Origin of the sequence: Kitasatospora sp. NPDC048407, assembly GCF_043200475.1 — a bacterium.
Taxonomy (GTDB): Bacteria; Actinomycetota; Actinomycetes; order Streptomycetales; family Streptomycetaceae; genus Kitasatospora.
This window is the reverse complement of sequence record NZ_JBICXW010000002.1, coordinates 352,822-370,174: the sequence shown is the minus strand read 5'-3', so window position 1 is coordinate 370,174 and position 17,353 is coordinate 352,822. Positions and strand designations below refer to the sequence as shown.

13 protein-coding genes and 1 riboswitch are annotated in these 17,353 nt (G+C 71.3%); of the genes, 7 read left to right on the top strand and 6 right to left on the bottom strand.

Annotated features, from left to right (window positions below):
• Window positions 1-24 precede the first annotated feature (24 nt).
• A complete protein-coding gene (locus ACGFWJ_RS07035) occupies window positions 25-972 on the bottom strand; it encodes a pseudouridine synthase (protein ID WP_392946061.1) in 948 nt (315 codons plus the stop codon).
• A 135-nt stretch (window positions 973-1,107) separates the two neighbouring features.
• On the opposite strand from ACGFWJ_RS07035, the gene ACGFWJ_RS07030 reads away from it, so the two are divergent.
• Together ACGFWJ_RS07030 and ACGFWJ_RS07025 are read left to right on the top strand one after the other, a co-directional pair.
• Entirely contained in the window at window positions 1,108-4,209 is a 3,102-nt protein-coding gene (locus ACGFWJ_RS07030) for a SpoIIE family protein phosphatase (protein WP_392946059.1), read from the top strand.
• 220 nt (window positions 4,210-4,429) lie between these two features.
• The gene (locus tag ACGFWJ_RS07025; RefSeq protein WP_387648040.1) at window positions 4,430-4,804 is read left to right on the top strand and encodes a hypothetical protein; all 375 of its coding nucleotides are present in this window, start codon (window positions 4,430-4,432) and stop codon (window positions 4,802-4,804) included.
• Window positions 4,805-4,945: 141 nt separating this feature from the next.
• Here the strand turns inward: ACGFWJ_RS07025 and ACGFWJ_RS07020 are convergent, their stop codons facing one another.
• The 3 genes from ACGFWJ_RS07020 to ACGFWJ_RS07010 all read right to left on the bottom strand — a co-directional run bounded on the left by ACGFWJ_RS07020 (window position 4,946) and on the right by ACGFWJ_RS07010 (window position 8,581).
• Window positions 4,946-5,722: a 3-oxoacyl-ACP reductase gene (locus ACGFWJ_RS07020; protein ID WP_392946057.1), complete on the bottom strand. Its 777-nt coding sequence runs from the start codon at window positions 5,720-5,722 to the stop codon at window positions 4,946-4,948.
• Window positions 5,719-7,095, bottom strand: a complete 1,377-nt coding sequence (locus ACGFWJ_RS07015; protein ID WP_392946055.1) for an aldehyde dehydrogenase family protein — start codon at window positions 7,093-7,095, stop codon at window positions 5,719-5,721. Before ACGFWJ_RS07015 ends, ACGFWJ_RS07020 begins: the two co-directional genes overlap by 4 nt.
• A gap of 79 nt (window positions 7,096-7,174) precedes the next feature.
• Window positions 7,175-8,581 (bottom strand): glutamine synthetase family protein, encoded by a 1,407-nt coding sequence (locus ACGFWJ_RS07010; protein ID WP_392946053.1) that lies wholly within the window; start codon window positions 8,579-8,581, stop codon window positions 7,175-7,177.
• A 377-nt stretch (window positions 8,582-8,958) separates the two neighbouring features.
• Between ACGFWJ_RS07010 and ACGFWJ_RS07005 the strand changes: the two genes are divergently transcribed.
• Window positions 8,959-9,843 carry a GNAT family N-acetyltransferase gene (locus tag ACGFWJ_RS07005; protein ID WP_392946051.1) on the top strand — a complete coding sequence of 295 codons (885 nt, stop codon included), beginning with the start codon at window positions 8,959-8,961 and terminating at the stop codon, window positions 9,841-9,843.
• 6 nt (window positions 9,844-9,849) lie between these two features.
• Here ACGFWJ_RS07005 and ACGFWJ_RS07000 read toward each other — a convergent pair whose 3' ends face one another.
• The gene (locus ACGFWJ_RS07000; RefSeq protein ID WP_392946049.1) at window positions 9,850-11,214 is read right to left on the bottom strand and encodes an acyltransferase; all 1,365 of its coding nucleotides are present in this window, start codon (window positions 11,212-11,214) and stop codon (window positions 9,850-9,852) included.
• A gap of 232 nt (window positions 11,215-11,446) precedes the next feature.
• A riboswitch (M-box (ykoK) riboswitch) is annotated at window positions 11,447-11,619 on the top strand.
• Between the two features lie 626 nt (window positions 11,620-12,245).
• On the opposite strand from ACGFWJ_RS07000, the gene ACGFWJ_RS06995 reads away from it, so the two are divergent.
• From ACGFWJ_RS06995 to ACGFWJ_RS06985, 3 genes are all read left to right on the top strand, one after another.
• Window positions 12,246-13,502, top strand: coding sequence for a magnesium transporter MgtE N-terminal domain-containing protein (locus ACGFWJ_RS06995; RefSeq protein WP_392946047.1), 1,257 nt, complete (start codon window positions 12,246-12,248; stop codon window positions 13,500-13,502).
• A 167-nt stretch (window positions 13,503-13,669) separates the two neighbouring features.
• Window positions 13,670-14,878: an NRAMP family divalent metal transporter gene (locus tag ACGFWJ_RS06990; protein WP_392946045.1), complete on the top strand. Its 1,209-nt coding sequence runs from the start codon at window positions 13,670-13,672 to the stop codon at window positions 14,876-14,878.
• A 166-nt stretch (window positions 14,879-15,044) separates the two neighbouring features.
• Window positions 15,045-15,350 (top strand): DUF2087 domain-containing protein, encoded by a 306-nt coding sequence (locus ACGFWJ_RS06985; protein ID WP_392946043.1) that lies wholly within the window; start codon window positions 15,045-15,047, stop codon window positions 15,348-15,350.
• Here the strand turns inward: ACGFWJ_RS06985 and ACGFWJ_RS06980 are convergent.
• Window positions 15,332-16,459, bottom strand: coding sequence for a serine hydrolase domain-containing protein (locus ACGFWJ_RS06980; protein ID WP_392946041.1), 1,128 nt, complete (start codon window positions 16,457-16,459; stop codon window positions 15,332-15,334). The genes ACGFWJ_RS06985 and ACGFWJ_RS06980 overlap by 19 nt on opposite strands.
• Before the next feature lie 266 nt (window positions 16,460-16,725).
• Between ACGFWJ_RS06980 and ACGFWJ_RS06975 the strand changes: the two genes are divergently transcribed.
• Entirely contained in the window at window positions 16,726-17,286 is a 561-nt protein-coding gene (locus tag ACGFWJ_RS06975; RefSeq protein WP_392946039.1) for a dihydrofolate reductase family protein, read from the top strand.
• Window positions 17,287-17,353: the final 67 nt, after the last annotated feature.

Sequence of the window (17,353 nt, the reverse complement as noted above, 5' to 3'; positions counted from 1 at the left end):
GTTCGCCGTCGGCCCGAGGGTCCGTCAGCCGTGCCAGTCGGCCGGATCGGCCCACGCCGCCAGCATCCGTCCGCTGACGAAGCGCCGCGGGGTCCCGTCCACGGGGTCGGTGAACTCCAGCGACCGTGCCAGCAGTTGGAGCGGACGCCGGTAGTCCTCGGGGTCCTGTTCGGGCAGCAGTTCAGGGTAGATCGGGTCGCCGAGGATCGGCAGGCCGAGGCCGTTCATGTGCACCCGCAGCTGGTGGGTGCGGCCGGTGCGCGGGGCGAGCCGGTAGCGGCCCAGACCGTCGCGGGTCTCCAGCAGCTCGACCCGGCTCTCCGCGTTGGGCTCCCCCGGCACCTGGTAGGCGTCCAGCCGGCCGTGGTCCTTGACCAGCCGGTTGCGCACGGTGGTCGGCAGGGCCACCGCGGAGTCGTGCCGGGCGATCGCCTCGTACGTCTTGACGGCCTCCCGCCGTTCGAACAGTCCCTGGTAGGCGCCCCGGCGGGCGGGGTCGGCAACGAACAGCACCACGCCCGCGGTGAGGCGGTCCAGGCGGTGCGCGGGGCTGAGCCGGGGCAGGCCGAGGTCGCGGCGCAGCCGGGCGAGCGCGGTCTCGGTGGCGTGGCTGCCGCGCGGCGTGGTGGCGAGGAAGTGCGGCTTGTCGGCGACCACGATCCGCTCGTCGCGGTACAGCACCTCGACGGGGAACGGCACCACGGGTTCGGGCGGCCCGGGTTCGCGGTGGAACCACACGTGGCCGCCGGGCCGGTAGGAGGTGTCGGGGGCGATCGGCCCGTCGGTGCCGACGAATTCGCCGGCGTCGAGCATCGCCACTATCCGTCCGGTGCCGGCGGCGGCGCCGTAGCGCTCCTCCAGGTAGGCGCGGACGGTCGGCCAGGGGCCTTCGAGGGGCAGCCGCACGTGGACCGCGTCGATGCCGTCGCGCTGCGGCAGCGGGCTCACGGGAGCGGGGGGCCTACGCGCCACCGGGCGCCACCTGGGGATCTGTCCGACGGGTGTCCATCCGGCCCACGATAGCGGTCGCTCACCCGTCTGGGCGCGGGCGGCCCGGCGTGCGACGATGGCAGGGCGGTACCCGCCCCCGGAACGGCAGGTGGCCAGATGGACACCGACAAGCAGGGTAGTCACCGGATCCGCGCCACCTCTCCGCTGGCGGAGGGCGGTGCGCAGCTGCCCGACGGCCTGCTGGCCATTCCGGTGGCGACGGCGCTGGTCGCGTCCGACGGCCGGATCCTGCACTGGAGCCCGGACGCGGAGGCCCTGCTCGGTTTTCCCGCCGCGGCGGCGGTGGGCGCCCGCGCCGCGGACCTGCTGGTGGGGGCGGACCGGCGTCCGGAGGTGCTGGAGCTGTTCTCCCGGATCCTCGAGGGCCGCCCGTTCTCGGGGGTCTTCCCGGTTCGGCACCGGGACGGGCATCTGGTGCGGCTGGAGTTCCGCACTTTCCCGATCCTCGGCCCGGACGGCACCCCGATGGTGCTGGCGGTGGCCTCCGACGTCAGCGCGGTGCGCCGGCTGGCCTCCGACCTGGCGGTGCTGGACGGTTTCTTCACCCAGTCCCCGGTCGGCATGGCGGTGTTCGACACCGAGCTGCGCTTCGTCCGCCTGAACGAGGCGCTGGCCCGGATCAACGGGGTGCCCCGGCAGGAGAGCGTGCGGCGGCGCCTGACCGAGGTGCTGCCCGCCATCGACGGCCAGCAGGTCGAGGCGATGATGATGAAGGTGCTGGCCGACGGCCGGTCGGTGCTGGACGCCCGCACCCACGGCTGGACGCCGGCCGACCCGGAGCGCGAACACGCCTGGTCGGTGGCGTGTTTCCGGCTGGACGAGCCGGACGGCACGGTGCTCGGGGTGTGCGTGACGGTCGTGGACATCACCGACCGCTTCGAGGCGGAGATCGCCGTCGACGCCGCCCAGCAGCGGCTGGCGCTGCTGAACGACGCGTCCGCACGGATCGGCACCACGCTGGACCTGGCCACCACCGCCCGGGAGCTGGCCGAGACGGCGACGCCGCGGCTGGCCGACGCCGTGGTGGTCGAGGTGCTGGAGTCCATGGTGCGCGGCGAGGCCGTGGTGCTGCCGGACCGCTCCGACCGGTCCGCGGTGCTGCGCCGGCTGGCGTTCCACACCGTCCCCGACAGCGGAATGTGGCCGATCGCCCCGGTCGGCACGGTGCGGCGTTTCCATCCGAGCACCCCGGAGGCGTGGGCGCTGGCGCACAGCCGGCCGGTGCTGGTGCCGCAGACCGACGCCCCCGCGATGAAGTGGTTCACCGACGATCCGGTGCGCGGCGCCGCGATCCGGGAGCAGGGGGTGCGGTCGTTCATGGTGGTGCCGCTGATCGCCCGCGGCTCGGCGCTCGGCACCGCGACGTTCCTGCGCGCGCGCACCGCGGCCCCGTACGACGAGGCGGACGTGGCGCTGGCGGCGGAGCTGTCGGGCAGGGCGGCGGTGTCGATCGACAACGCGCTGCTGTACACCCGGGAGCGGGACGCCGCCGAGCAGCGCCAGCGCGCGCTGGAGGCCGCCGAGACCGCCCAGCAGCGGCTGGCCCTGCTGAACGAGGCGTCCACCCGGATCGGCACCACGCTGGATCTGCACCTGACCGCGCAGGAGCTGGTGGACGTGGTGATCCCCCGCTTCGCGGACTTCGTCACCGTCGACATCCGTGAGGCGGTGATGGCGGACGAGGACCCGGAGCCGGTGCCCGAGTCGGGTTCGGTGCTGCTGCGCGCGGTCGCGGTCGGTGAGCGGGCCGACGACGGCGAGGGTGCCCGCGCCAAGCTCGTGAACGCGGCCGACGAGGTCGGTGGGGCGTCGCGTTCCGCGCACCTGTACGCGCAGGCGATGCGTACCGGCCGGTCGGTGCTGGTGCCGCACGTGGACGAGTTCGCGCTGCGCCGGATCGTCACCTACCCGGAGCGGGTCCAGCCCAGTCTGGACGCGGGCCTGCACTCGTATTTGATGGTGCCGCTGCTGGCGCGCGGGCAGGTGCTGGGCGGGGTGGAGTTCGCGCGGATGGCCAATCCGGAGGCGTTCACGGCGGCCGACCTGGCGCTCGGCGAGGAGTTGGCGGCGCGGGCGGCGGTGTGCATCGACAACGCCCGGCTGTACCGGCGCGAGCGGGACACCGCGCTCACCCTGCAGCGCAGCCTGCTGCCGCAGGACGTGCACCTCACACCGGGGTTGGAGATCGCGCACCGCTATCTGCCCTCGACGGTGGGCGACGAGATCGGCGGCGACTGGTTCGACGTGGTGCCGCTGACCGGCGGCCGGGTGGCGCTGATCGTCGGCGACGTGATGGGCCACGGCATCCGGGCGGCCGCCACCATGGGCCAACTGCGCACGGTGGCGCGCACGCTGGTGACGCTGGACCTGGATCCGGCGCGGGTGCTGCGCCGGCTGGACGATGCGACGGCGCAGCTCGGCGAGGGCCAGTTCGCGACCTGTGTGTGCGCGGTGTTCGACCCGGTGGACGAGGAGTGCATCCTCGCCTCGGCCGGGCATCTGCCGCCGGTGGTGTCCGAGCGCGACGGGCAGGCGCGGCTGGTGCAGCCGCCGCCGGGGGCGCCGTTGGGCGTGGGCGGGGTGCCGTTCGAGTCGATCCGGTTCCCGCTGCGCAAGGACGGGCTGCTGGTGCTGTACACGGACGGTCTGGTGGAGCGGCGCGGCCAGGACCTGGACGAGGGCCTGGAGTTGCTGCGCTCGACCGTTACTCACCGTCAGGGCACCTTGGAGCGGGGCTGCGACGTGGTGCTGGACGCGCTCGGCGCGACGCTGGGGCAGGACGACGTGGCGGTCATCATGGCGCACGCGGGTCCGGTCGGCGAGGACCGGCTGGCGACGCTGCCGCTGTCCGGCGACCCGGCGCTGCTGCGGCACGCCCGGGAGTTCACCCGGCGGACGCTGACGGGCTGGGGCCTGACCTCGCTGGTGGAGCCGGTGGTGCTGCTGACCGGCGAGTTGTTGACGAACGCCCTGGTTCATGCCGGTTCGCCGCTGCAACTGCGGGTGTTCCGTGGTGCGTTGCTGACGGTGGAGGTGTCGGACGCGGACAGCCGGGAGCCGCGGCTGCGGCCGTCGGGTCCGCACGAGGAGGGCGGCCGGGGCATGCAGCTGATCAACGAGTTGGCGCTCCGCTGGGGCAGCCGGGCGACCCGGGACGGCAAGGTGGTCTGGTTCGAGATGGAGCTCCCGGCCCGCTGATCCGATCGTCATACCGCCTGGTACTTCAACTGCCTTGTCCGACAAGCGAATCGACGGGCCGGCAACCCGGTACGGCATCCGGCGGTACCTCACTCACCCGTCACGGCAGTGGCGTTGCCCCGGACGGGTGACGACACGGCCGGAGGCCCACGCCACGGGTCGGCCCTCCTCCAGGATCGGTCGCGATCGGTCGCGATCGGCGCCAACCATGGAGGACTTGATGCGTTCCAGCATTGCCAAGCTCACCACCGCCACCATCCTCACCGGGCTCGCCCTTTTCGGTGCCGCGGGCACCGCGTCCGCGCACGAGCACCACCCGCACGGACACCACCACCACCCGCACGGAGCGATCGCCTTCGGCGGCGACGCGCTGGCGATCGACGGCGACGCGGTGGCGGTCGAAGGCGACGCCTGGGCCGTCCGCGGCAACGCGCTGGCCATCGACGGCGACGCCGCCGCACTGGGCGGCAACGCCGCCGCGCTCGGGGGCGACGCCTTCGCCGCGGGCGGCGACGCGCTGGGCGTCGAGGGCGATGCGGCCTCCCTGGGCGGCAGCGCCGCCGCGATCGGCGGGGACGCCTTCTCCGCGGAGTGAACAGTGCCGGTGCCGCCCTGCCGGGCCGGAACGGCTCGCGGCAGAACGACTCAGGCTTGAACCAGGGTCGAACGGCTCAGCGTTGAACGGCCGGGCGGTGTCCTCGCGACCCGCCCGGCCGTCCCGTTGAGCCCGCGCCGGCTAGAGCGGGGTGACGTAGGCACCGGAGATGCCGCCGTCCACCAGGAAGGTGTTCGCGGTCATGAAGGAGGAGTCGTCGCTGGCCAGGAAGGCGACGGCGGCGGCGATCTCCTCGGGCTCGGCGAACCGGCCGAGCGGGATGTGCACCAGGCGGCGGGCGGCCCGCTCCGGGTCCTTGGCGAACAACTCCTGCAGCAGCGGGGTGTTGACCGGCCCCGGGCACAGCGCGTTGACCCGGATCCCCTCGCGTGCGAACTCGACGCCCAGCTCGCGGCTCATCGACAGCACCCCGCCCTTGGAGGCGCTGTAGGAGATCTGCGAGGTGGCGGCGCCCATGACCGCCACGAAGGACGCGGTGTTGATGATCGAGCCCTTGCCCTGGCGCCGCATGTGCCCGATCGCGTACTTGCAGCACAGGTAGACGGAGGTCAGGTTGACGTCCTGGACGCGCTTCCACGCCTCCAGCCCGGTGACCAGGATCGAGTCGTCGTCGGGCGGCGAGATTCCGGCGTTGTTGAACGCCACGTCCAGGCTGCCGTAGTGCTCGACGGCGGTGTCGAACAGCACCCGGACCTGCTCCTCGTCGCTCACGTCGGTGCGCACGAACAGGCCGTCGACCTCGTTGGCGGCCTTGGCGCCGGTTTCCTCGTCGATGTCGGCGCACACCACCTTCGCCCCTTCGGCGGCGAACCTGCGCACGGTGGCCAGGCCGATGCCGCTGCCCGCGCCGGTGACGACGGCCACCCGGCCGTCGAGTCGCTTGGTCATGGGGTTCATTCCTCCGTCGCGATGAAGACGTTCTTGGTCTCGGTGAAGGCGTGCAGGGCGTCGGGGCCGAGCTCGCGGCCCAGGCCGGACTGTTTGAAACCGCCGAACGGCGTCCAGTACCGCACCGAGGAGTGCGAGTTGACGGACAGGTTGCCCGCCTCGACGGCGCGGGCGACGCGCAGTGCCCGGCCCACGTCGCGGGTCCAGATCGAGCCGGACAGGCCGTACTCGGTGGTGTTGGCGATCCGTACCGCGTCGCTCTCGCCGCGGAACGGCACCACCGCGACCACCGGCCCGAACACCTCCTCGGTGAACGCCCGGTGGTCGGGCGCGATGGGGGCGAGCACCGTCGGCGGGTACCAGAATCCGGGGCCCTCCGGGGCGCTGCCGCGGAACGCCACCTCGGTGTCGCCGTCCACGTACGAGGCGACCCGCTGCCGGTGCGCGGCCGAGATCAGCGGGCCCATCTCGGTCTTCTCGTCGCCCGGGTCACCGACCCGCACCGCCCGCACCGCGGTCTCCAGCCGGGCCATGAACGCCTCGTACACGCTCGCCTCGACCAGGATCCGGGAGCGGGCGCAGCAGTCCTGCCCCGCGTTGTCGAACACCGCGTACGGGGCGGTGGCGGCGGCCTTGTCCAGATCGGCGTCGGCGAACACGATGTTGGCGCTCTTGCCGCCGAGCTCCAGCGTCACGGGTTTGACCTGCGCGGCGCAGCCGGCCATCACGGACCTGCCGACGGCCGCGGAGCCGGTGAACACTACCTTGCGGACATCCGGGTGAGTGACGAACCGCTGCCCGACCACCGGCCCGCGGCCGGGCAGGATCTGCAGCACGCCCTCCGGCAGCCCCGCGCGCAGGGCGAGTTCGCCGAGGCGCAGCGCGGTCAGCGGGGTCGCCTCGGCGGGTTTGACGATCACCGTGTTGCCGGCGGCGAGGGCGGGCGCGAGTGCCCAAGCGGCGATCGGCATCGGGAAGTTCCACGGGACGATCACGCCGACCACGCCGAGCGGCTCGTGGAAGGTGACGTCGAGGCCGCCCGCGACCGGGATCTGCCGACCGAACAGCCGCTCCGGCGCGCCCGCGTAGTACTCGATGACGTCGCGGGCGTTGCCGGCCTCCCACCGGGCATTGCCGATGGTGTGCCCCGCGTTGGCGACCTCCAGCGCGGCCAGGTGCTCACGGTCGGCGTCCACTTCGGCGGCGAAGCGGCGCAGCAGCCGGGCCCGGTCGCCCGGGGCGACTGCCCGCCAGCTCTCGAAGGCGATCTTGGCGCGGGCGATCGCGGCGTCGGTGGCCTCGATGCCGGCCAGCTCGACGGTGGCGATCACCTCCTCGGTGGCGGGGTTGACCACCTGGTACGGATCGGGCTGGTCGATCACGGCGCTCTCCTGTGGTGTGGTGTCCGGGTGGCCGGGCCCACGCGGTGGTGTCCGGTGGTGGCGGCCACGAGTCCGCGTCCTACAGCCGCTCGAAGCCGCGGCGGCGTTCCCAGTCGGTCACCGCGGCGTCGTAGGCGGCGAGTTCGACCCGGCCCGCGTGGGCGTAGTGCCGGACCATGTCCTTGCCGAACGCCACGGTGGCGGCCTCGCTGCGGTCGAACAGCTCGATCGCCTCCCGGAGCGTGGCCGGGACGCGTGGGGCGTCGGAGGCGTAGGCGTTGCCGGTGAATTCCGGCTCCAGCGGCAGTTGGTGCTCCACCCCGTGCAGTCCGGCGGCGATCAGTGCGGCCACCGCCAGGTACGGGTTGACGTCCCCGCCGGGCACCCGGTTCTCGAACCGCAGGGAGCTGCCGTGCCCGACCACCCGCAGCGCGCACGTCCGGTTGTCGCGGCCCCAGGCGATCGCGGTCGGGGCGAAGCTGCCTGCCACGTAGCGCTTGTAGGAGTTGACGGTCGGCGCGAGCAGCAGCGCGAACTCGCCGAGGCAGGCGAGCTGCCCCGCCAGGAAGTGCTCCATCGTCCGGGAGAACCCTCCCAGTTGCCCGTGCCCGCCCTCGATCCCCGTCTCCGTGTCCGTCTCCTGCGTGCCGTTCCCGGGGAATACTGGGCGGCCCTGCTGGTCGCGCAGGCTCAGGTGGATGTGGCAGGAATTGCCCTCCCGCTGGTCGTACTTGGCCATGAAGGTGAGGCTGACGCCCTCCTGTGCGGCGATCTCCTTCGCTCCGGTCTTGTACACGGCGTGGTCGTCGCAGCAGCGCAGCGCGTCGGTGTAGCGGAAGGCGATCTCGTGCTGCCCGAGGTTGCACTCGCCCTTCGCCGACTCCACCACCAGCCCGGCGCCCGCCATCCCCGTGCGCAGTCTGCGCAGTAGCGGCTCGATCCGTCCGGTGCCGAGGATCGAGTAGTCCACGTTGTACTGGTTGACGGGCGTTAGGTCCTGGTAGTGCTTCTCCCAGGCCCGCTCGTAGCTGTCGCGGAAGACCATGAACTCCAGCTCGGTGCCCACGTACGCCCGCCATCCGTACCCGGCGAGCCGCTCCAGCTGACGGCGCAGCACTTGGCGGGGCGACACCGCGACCGGGCTGCCGTCCTGGTGGGCGAGGTCGCACTGCACCATCGCGGTGGCCGGGTGCCACGGCACCATCCGCAGGGTCGTCAGGTCGGGCCGGAACACCAGGTCGCCATAGCCGTTCTCCCAGGAGGACACCGCGTAGCCGTCCACGGTGTTCATCTCCACGTCCACCGCCAGCAGGTAGCCGCAGCCCTCGGCGCCTCCGGTCAGCACCTCGTTCAGGAAGTACTCCGCCGCCAATCGCTTGCCCTGCAACCGCCCCTGCATGTCGGTGACGGCCAGCACCACGGTCTCCACGGCGCCTTCGGCCACCAGAGTGCGCAGGCGCTCCACCGTGAGTCGCGCGTCGGTCATCCGCCCTCCACCTTCGCCGCCCCGGGTGCGTCCCGGCAGCCCTGTCCGGCTGCCGCGACGCCGACCACCACAGCGACGATGATCCCGCCCTGGACCTGCCCGCACCAGTGGCCGCGCGCGTGTCGATCCGAACTGATTCATCGTCAGCTCATCACGTTTCCAAGCAATATGACGCCGCATCAGTCGCCAACTCCTTTCATTCGACCCTCCTTTGCTCCCCGCGATATCCCCCGTACCAACCGCCGCAGGCCACAGCCCCGCGCCCGGTTCGACAACCGGCAGCGGACCGGAAATCGCTTGCACCGGACGGATTCACCTGATTCGGTGCCGCATGCACGCTCATTGCTCGCCCGCCCTCCCTCTGGAGTCCACCACTCGTGACGTTCCGTCTGACCGCCCTCACCGATTCCGTCCCACCGCCGCTCACCCGCCGTCTCACCTGGCTGGCGTCCGCCCCTGACGGCACCCCGCTCGGAACCGCCGTTCTGGGACTGTTCGCCTCCCCCGCCCAGGCCCACCTGTGCTCTCTGACACTGAACGTCCACCCCGCCGAACGCCGGCGGGGCGTCGGCTCCGCGCTGCTGTCCGCTGCCGCCGCGGCGGCCCGCGAGGACGGCCGCCGGGCGATGCTCGTCCAGGCGGTTGAGGGATCCCCGGGCGATGCCTTCCTCACCGCACGGGGCTTCGGACGGGCGCTGGCCCTCGACTACGCCCGGCTCGACCTGACCTCACCCACCTCTGCGCCGGCCGCCACCGAGGTGCCGCTCCACCCCGGATACCGGCTGATCTCGTGGCTCGGCAGCTGCCCGGACGAGTGGCTGGCCACCTTCACCGTTTCGCGCACCGCCATGGACGACACGCCGATGGGTGACACCGATTTCGGCGTGGTCGTCTGGGACGAGGCCCGGGTCCTCGCGGCCGAGAAGGCCGTTGAGGACCGGGGTGAACTCCTGCACACCGTCGCCGTGGTCGAGGAGGCCACCGGCAGCATCGTCGGTTTCACCGAACTCGTCCTCCCCGCCAACCGCTCCGGCAACGCCCAGCACTACGGCACCGGTGTGATGCCCGCCCATCGCCGACGGGGTCTCGCCCGGGCCATGAAGGCCGAGGCCATCCGCTGGGCGCGCACCGAGCAGCCGGAGATCACCGGCCTCCTTACCGACACCGCCGACCACAACGCCGGCATGATCGCCGTGAACCAGGCCCTCGGTTACCGCACCACGCACCGCTCCATCGAGTTCCGCCTCCCGCTCGAGTCCTGACGTCGATCAACTCCCGGCCCGCGCAGCCATATCCGTCGCCTCCGCCGCTGCCCGCCGGGTGGCGGCAGCGCCGACCAGTACCGCCCCGGCGCCGAAGGCCAGCGCTGTCGGCCAGTCCGGCGACCCGCCCCAGGCAAGGCCCTGCACGGCCCAGTGCGCCAGCGCCCAGACGGTGGCGGCCAGGCCGACGGTCAGCAGGAGCGTCCGCCACGCCCCGGTGATCGCGGCCTGTGGCCGGGCCCGCCGGGCCAGGCGTATCAGCAGGCCGTCCACCGGCCGCAGGGCCAGCAGCAGCAGGCAGAACAGTGCGGCCAGCACCAGGATCCAGCCCGGCCGCCAGGCCCACCAGGCTCCCGAGCCCACCTCCGGCTCGGGGGCCAGGTCGGTCAGGTAGAACGCGGCGCCGGCACCGAGGACCGGCACCATGTGCCACAGGTAGAGCGTCATGCTGACCCGGCCGAGCGGTTCGACGAACCGCCTGCGACGCGCCGACCGCAACGCCCGCTCCGCGCGCGGAGCCAGCAGCAGACAGAGCCCGCACTGGGCGACCAGCCACGCCAGCATGGCGAGTGAGGGCGGGTTGGTGTTGGACACCTCCTCCCCGGTGACCAGCACCAGGCTGACCGGGAACGGTCCGAACTCCACCAGCGCCGCGTAGCCTGCCGCGCCGCCCACGGCCAGAACGGCACCGAACCACGGCCGAGTTGTCACCCCGCCGTCCTTCCAGTCGAATCCGAGTTGGTACGAGACCGTCCACACCAGCAGGTAGTTCAGCAGACCGACGCGCCCCGCCCACTCCATGTCCACCCCGAGAACCACCAGATCGACGCCGACAGCCGCGACGGCCGTCACCGCGACGGCGCTCAGACCCCACCGCCAGTGCAGCGCGTACAACCACGGTGTCAGGGCGCTGATCATCAAGTAGACCGGCAGGAACCAGAACTGCATGGCCAGCGCCCAGCCGATCATCCTCAGCAGCACCGGATCGGCTCTGAACGCTGCCGCGATCAACAGCCCGCCCAGCGCCAGGACCAGGTACGCACCGGTCGGCATCAGCAACCTCAAGGCCCGCCCGCGGATCCACCCGGCCGCAGTACCGCCCTCGGCGCGGCAGGCGCTCCAGGAACCGGCCGCCGCGTAGCCACCGGCCAGGAAGAACACCGGCATGATCTGGAAGACCAGCGTCAGCCACTGGGTCCATGGCACGACGGCCATCAACTCGGGTGCCGCCAACGATCCGTCGGGCGCCCGTTCCAGTGCGGTGATCAGCCAATGCCCGACCACCACCAGGACGATCGCCACTGCCCGCAATAGGTCGACGTACCCGTTGCGCACCGACGTTTCCTTCACGTCGATCCCCCTCTCCCCCATGTCGGTCATCATCTCCGGTCAACATTGACGCCTGTCCCACGCGGCGCATTGCGGTTCAGCCACAACCCCCGCCCACCCCGCCACCTCCACCGCCTCCGTGCGCGCCCCGAGTTCTCCCTTCGGCCGGTCGGCCCGTGTCCGTCATTTCCCCAGGTCCGACCACGTTGGGGTCAAACCCTGGTCAAGCATGGGGTTGCGGGGGTGACGGTGGCCCTATCCTGGTCGCACAGGACAGACACCTCGTTCGGTGAGGCGTCTTCACGGACACAGGCCACTGATCCCACCCGTCGAGAGACGCTCCGGATCAGGACAGGTCTCCCCGGCCCAAGGGGTGATCCCAAGTGGCTTCCCCTGACCTGGGGACACGCCGTGGAGTGCCAAAGCTCTGACGAGTTGGGGTGCGCCGGGCCGTCGTGGCCTGGTCGCCTGCCGCGCGGCCGCGAGTGGGACTCGCTGGTCAGAATCGGGAGGAGGCGAGATGGACTGCAGTAGTCCGGGGCACAGTCAGCCCCTTCCCGATTCGTCCTCGCCGTTTTTCTGCGGTTCGAGACAGTTCCTCCTTCACTGATTCCGTGACCCTGCTCGGTCGAGCGCCGCCGGTACCCGGCCGCGGTCCGTCGTCCTCCGGCATGCCCGGTCCGTGGCTGCGCCTGGCTGCGGTCCGGCCCGGTCGGGTCCGGCCTCGCCATGGGCTCCGCCACGGCTTCGTACCGCCTGCTGTGGGGCGCTCGGCGGTCCGCTGCCGTCGGCCCGCTCCGTGGACCGCCCGCGACCGGGCCACCCCGGAGCCCACCGCACCCGGCCGAGCCGTTGCCGCCGGGCCGAACCGGGGCCTGGTCGCGGAAGTTGACCGGCACTCATGAGGAGCAGTCCCGAATCGCCCGTCGGCCCCGCCTAGCCGGGGCAGAGGGGTGTTCGCCATGGCCACCAACACACTTTTCAATTCGACTTCTTCCAGGCTCCGCGATCGCCGGACCGGTCTGGGCCACCGCGCCACCGCCGGCCGTGCGGTGCGTTCCTCCCTTGTCTCTTTGGCCGGGCTGATCGGAGCGTCCGTCACCAATCAGGCGGGCGCGGAGGTCGGACGGCTCACCGATGTGGTCGCCCGGCTGTACGGCCCGGAGCCGTATCCACCGATGACCGGTCTGATCCTGCGGATCGGACGTCGCCGGGCCTTCCTCCCGGCGGATGCGATCGGACGTCTCACGGCCGGACAGGTCCGGTTGCGCGCCTCCCGGGTCGACCTGCGGGACTTCCAGCGCCGTCCCGGTGAGGTGCTGCTGGCCCGCGACGTGCTGGACCACCAACTCGTCGATGTGGACGGCGTCCAGGTGACCAGGGCCGCCGATCTGTACCTGGCCCCGCTGGTGGGCCGGGTGGTCCTGGTCGGGGTGGATGTCTCGCTGCCGACGCTGCTGCGCCGACTCGGCCCGCGCCGTTGGCAGGTCCGACCGACGCCGGAGCGCGTCCTGGACTGGCAGTCTGTCGCTCCGTTCGGCGAGCAGGCCACCGACGGCCCCACGGAAGTCCGGTTGCGTGCCTCACGCTCCGCCTTGCACCGGCTCCGCCCCGCCGATCTGGCCGACATCCTGGAGGACCTCGGCCGCAGCGAACGCCAGGAACTCCTGGGCTGGTTGGAGCCGGAGCAGGCCGCGGACGCCCTGGAGGAAATGGTGCCTGCCGAGCTCGAGAACCTGCTCCGCGAGGCCCAGCCTGAGCATGCCGCACGGCTGGTCGATGCGATGGAGCCCGACGAAGCCGCCGACGCGCTGCGCGATCTGGCGCCCCGTGAACGGGAGAGTCTGCTGGAGCGGATGCCCAGCGAGGAGGCCGCCGAGCTCCGAGACCTCCTCTCCCACCGCGAGGGCACCGCCGGTGGCGCCATGACGACCCGGCTGGTCACGGTCCGGCTGGAACAGACCGTTTCGGATGTCCGGGCCGACCTTGCCGCCCAGGCAGAGCACCGCGCCGAGATCGACGCCGTGGTGGTGCTCGACGCCGCCGGACGGCTGGTAGCCGACGTGCCGCTGTTCGAGCTGGCGGTGGCCGAGGACTCCACCCGGATCTTCGAGCTGGCGGACTGGCTGGCCCAGTTCGGTGCGCCGGTGACGCTCACCCCGGACACCCGGCTCGCCCAGGCCGCCGACCAGCTGATGGCCGCTCGCAAGTCCTCCCTCCTGGTGGTCGGCGAGGACGGACGCCCTCTGGGCCGCATCCTCGCCGACGACATCCTCGACGCCCTGCTGCCCGAACGCGGGCGCCTGCACTTCCGGAGGTTCCGCCAGTGAACGCCCACCTCGACCCCATCGCTACCGATTCCACTGCGCCGCAGGCCGCTTCGGCCCCGGTCGGCGTTGCAGCGACCGAACTCGGCGTCACCGCAACCCTCTCCGGGCCGGCCGCCGCCCCTGCACCGCCACGCGGCCGCAGGCGCGGGTTGCGCCGGATCGCCGCCGTGGCGGTGATCGCCGGGCCCGGACTGGTCGCCGCCAACGCGGGCAACGACGCCGCGGGCATCGCCACCTATGCCTCGGCCGGATCCCAGTTCACCTACAACACGCTGTTCTTCATGGTGCTGGTCACCGTCGCCCTGGTGATGGTCCAGGAGATGGCCGTCCGTCTCGGGGCGTACACCGGAAAGGGTCTCGGCGCCCTGATCCGCGAGCAGTTCAGTCTCCGGCTGACTGCCCTGGCAGTCGGCTGCCTGCTGCTGGCCAACACTGGCCTGGTGGTCAGTGAATTTGCCGGAATCGGCGCGGCGTTCGAGCTGCTCGGCGTACCGAAGTGGGCGGTCGTTCCGCCGGCCGCCGTGCTGCTGTGGGCGCTGGTGCTGTTCGGCTCGTACCGGTGGGCCGAGCGAATCTTCCTGGTGATGTCGCTGGCGTTCTTCGCCTACCCGATCGCCATGATCCTCGGCCATCCGCACTGGGGCGACGTCGGCAAGCACCTGGTGATTCCGCACCTCGAGCCGTCCAGCGACTTCATTCTCCTCGCGGTGGCTCTGATCGGAACAACCGTCAGCCCGTACATGCAGTTCTACGCCGCGGCCGGGGTGGTGGACCGCGGAGCGAAGCCGGAGGATTACAAGCTGATCAGGGCGGACGCCGTACTCGGAGCGGTGTTCGCATGCGTCATCAGCCTGACCATCATTGTGGCCACCGCGTCCGCGATCGGCGGGACCGGTCCCTTGCAGTCCGCGGCCGAGGCGGCCCGGGCTCTGGAGCCGGTGGCCGGCCCGGGTGCGGAACTGCTGTTCGCTTTCGGACTGTTGGGTGCCTCCGCCCTGGCCGGCGCCGTGGTCCCGCTGTCCGCCGGCTACGCGATCGGCGAGGCCGTCGGGGTGGAGCGCTCGGTCTCCAGGCGGTTCCGCGACGCACCGTTGTTCCTCGGTGTGTTCACTGCACAGCTCGCCCTGGGCGCGATCGTGGCGTTGACGCCCGTGGACGTCATTCAGTTGTTGATCGGTACTCAGGTGCTCCAGGGGCTGATCAGCCCGATCGTGCTGGTGTACCTGCTGGTACTCACCAACCGCCGTTCGCTGCTCGGCAATGCCGCGAACGGCCGCCGGTACCGGATCGCCGCGACCACGGTGGTGGTCGGGGTGGCCCTGATGTCCACCATCCTGCTGGTGCAGACCGTCCTCAGCTGGTTCGGCCTGGCCTGAGCTGATGCCCCGTCGGCACCGCAGCAGCAATACCAGTACAGCAGCCCACCGTACGTTCGTCATACGCATGCATGTTCTCCTCTGTCGGTGACGCCGGCCCTCGGGCCGGCGTCCCGCGTCGAAATCCGGTTGTCCGCCCGGCAGCCGTCCTGCAAGGCTTCATGTCATGTCCGCCAACGCAACGCCGACCGCCCTTGCCGCTTTCTTCAGCGAGGGCCGTCTGACGTCGATCCCTCGCAAGCCGGCCCGTCGCGCCGCCCTGCTCTCCCACCTCGCACAGTCCCTGTTCGAACCCGACCGCTCGTACAGCGAGCGCGAGGTCAATGACGTGCTACTCACCGTCCATTCCGACACCTCCATGCTTCGTCGCTATCTGATCGAGGCCCAACTGCTGACCCGCACCCGGGACGGATCCAGCTACCGCCGCTCCGACGCCGCCGCCTCGCCGGATACTCAGCCGCCCGCCGCGTAGCGCCAGAACTCCCGCATCAGCGGTGGCGGGGTGGGGCCAGTCATCTCCTGCTGGGTGAGCAGGATTGTCACCAGCCCGGTCGTCGGGACGAGGTGTGCCGCCGTCCCGGTGCCGCCCACCCAGCCGTACCGGCCTCGTGCGTTCCACGGCTCGCGACGTGTCACGTCCACCGATCCGCCGAAGCCCCATCCCTGACCCTCCAGGAACAGCTCGCTGTCCGCACGCTGTTGTTCCGTCAGGTAGTTGGTGGTCATCTGCCAGACCGCCCGCTCGGACATGACGTGCCGTCCGTCTTCGGCCCGGCCGCCGGACAGCAACATCCGCTGGAACGTGAGTACGTCGTCCAGGCTCGACACCAGACCGCCGGCCCCCGAGGGAAATGCCGGGGGAATGCTCCACTGCCCGCCCGGCGGGTCCACCACGGTCGGTGCCCCGTCCGGGTTCGGCCGGTACAGCGGGCTGAGTCGGTCGGCCTCGCCAGATGGTGCGGAGAAGCCGGTGTCGGCCATCCCCAACGGCTCGAACAACCGCTCTGCCAGCGCCTCGTCGAGCGACTGCCCGCTTGCGCGGGACACCAATACGCCCTGGATGTCCGAGCAGATGTTGTACAGCCATGCCTCCCCCGGCTGATGGAGCATCGGGATGCGGGCCAGCGCCGCCAGCCACTCGTCCGGTGGCATCACCTTCTGTGGCTGGGGTGGCCCCTGCAGCAGTTCGCCGACCAATGGCGCCAGGGCCGGCAGCGAGAAATCCGCCGGAAATCCGTACCCCGCCCGGGATTCGAGAAGGTCCCGCACCGTGATCGGCCGGTCGGCAGCCACGGTGTCCGTGACCGGCGACTGCGGTGTTCGCACCACCCGGCGTTCGGCGAGCTCCGGCAGCCAGTGCTCCACCGGATCGTCCAGGCCGAAGGCGCCGTCGTCGACCAGTTGAAGTACTGCGGCGGCCATCATCGGCTTCCCAATCGACGCGATCCGCACCAGGGACTCCCCGGTCAGATCGCCTGCCGTCGCGACTTCCACCGCCCCTCCTCGGGCCACCAGTGCCACCGCACCCGGCACCGTGCCGTCCGCGACCCGGCTGTCCAGCATGCTCTGCAGTTCACGCATGTTGATCCCCTTTCAACTGGGGTGCCACCTTCGCACCTTCTGTTCCGTGTTGTCTGGAGTGTGCCCGGCCGCCGCGACGCCTTCTCAAGCCGATCGGATATCCCTTCCCTGTCGATCAGTTGATGGACCATCAACCGATCAGTTGACCCCGGTGTCCACCGAAGGGAGATTTCGCGATCGTGGGCCCCGATGGCCGTTATGACGGCCAATCGCCCGGGTACGTTGCCGAACACCACATTGATTGCCATATGCACCAGGAGGCACTGATGTCCCAGCTTGTCCTGATGATGTCGGTGTCACTCGACGGCTACTTCGAGGGTCCCGAAGGCGATCTCGGCTGGCAGTTGATCGACGACCAGTTGCACAAGCACTTCAACCGACGGCTTGCAGCGATGAGCGGCTTCCTCGATGGCCGTGTCACCTACCAGCTGATGGCGGGCTACTGGCCGACCGCCGACCAGGACCCGGCCGCCACCCCGCCCATGGTGGAGTTCTCCCGCATCTGGCGCGACATGCCGAAGACCGTCTTCTCCCGCACCCTCACCCACGCCAACTGGAACACCACGATCGCCCGAGCCGTCGACCCGCAGGCGATTGCCTCTCTCAAGGCCGCCTCCGCGTCCGACCTCGCGGTCGGCGGCGCCGTCCTCGCCACCGAATTCCGACGGCTCGACCTGATCGACGAGTACAGCCTGTATGTCCACCCTGTGGTGCTCGGCCGTGGCCGACCACTGTTTCCACCCTCCGACACGCGAACCGACCTGGTCCTCGCCGAGACACACACCTTCGAAAGCGGTGTCACCATGCTCCGATACCTGCGCCACTGACACCTGGCGCTGCGCCACGGCATACCCGGACCCGCCGCCGTCCCACCGGCCGGAGCGCCACCGATCG

What these genes read in the sequence shown, in the direction of transcription:
- ACGFWJ_RS07030 (WP_392946059.1), top strand. Translation starts at nt 1,108, where the DNA reads ATGGACACCGACAAGCAGGGTAGTCACCGGATCCGCGCCACCTCTCCG.
- ACGFWJ_RS07025 (WP_387648040.1), top strand. Translation starts at nt 4,430, where the DNA reads ATGCGTTCCAGCATTGCCAAGCTCACCACCGCCACCATCCTCACCGGG.
- ACGFWJ_RS07020 (WP_392946057.1), bottom strand. Translation starts at nt 5,722, where the DNA reads ATGAACCCCATGACCAAGCGACTCGACGGCCGGGTGGCCGTCGTCACC.
- ACGFWJ_RS07010 (WP_392946053.1), bottom strand. Translation starts at nt 8,581, where the DNA reads ATGACCGACGCGCGACTCACGGTGGAGCGCCTGCGCACTCTGGTGGCC.
- ACGFWJ_RS07000 (WP_392946049.1), bottom strand. Translation starts at nt 11,214, where the DNA reads ATGGGGGAGAGGGGGATCGACGTGAAGGAAACGTCGGTGCGCAACGGG.
- ACGFWJ_RS06985 (WP_392946043.1), top strand. Translation starts at nt 15,045, where the DNA reads ATGTCCGCCAACGCAACGCCGACCGCCCTTGCCGCTTTCTTCAGCGAG.
- ACGFWJ_RS06980 (WP_392946041.1), bottom strand. Translation starts at nt 16,459, where the DNA reads ATGCGTGAACTGCAGAGCATGCTGGACAGCCGGGTCGCGGACGGCACG.
- ACGFWJ_RS06975 (WP_392946039.1), top strand. Translation starts at nt 16,726, where the DNA reads ATGTCCCAGCTTGTCCTGATGATGTCGGTGTCACTCGACGGCTACTTC.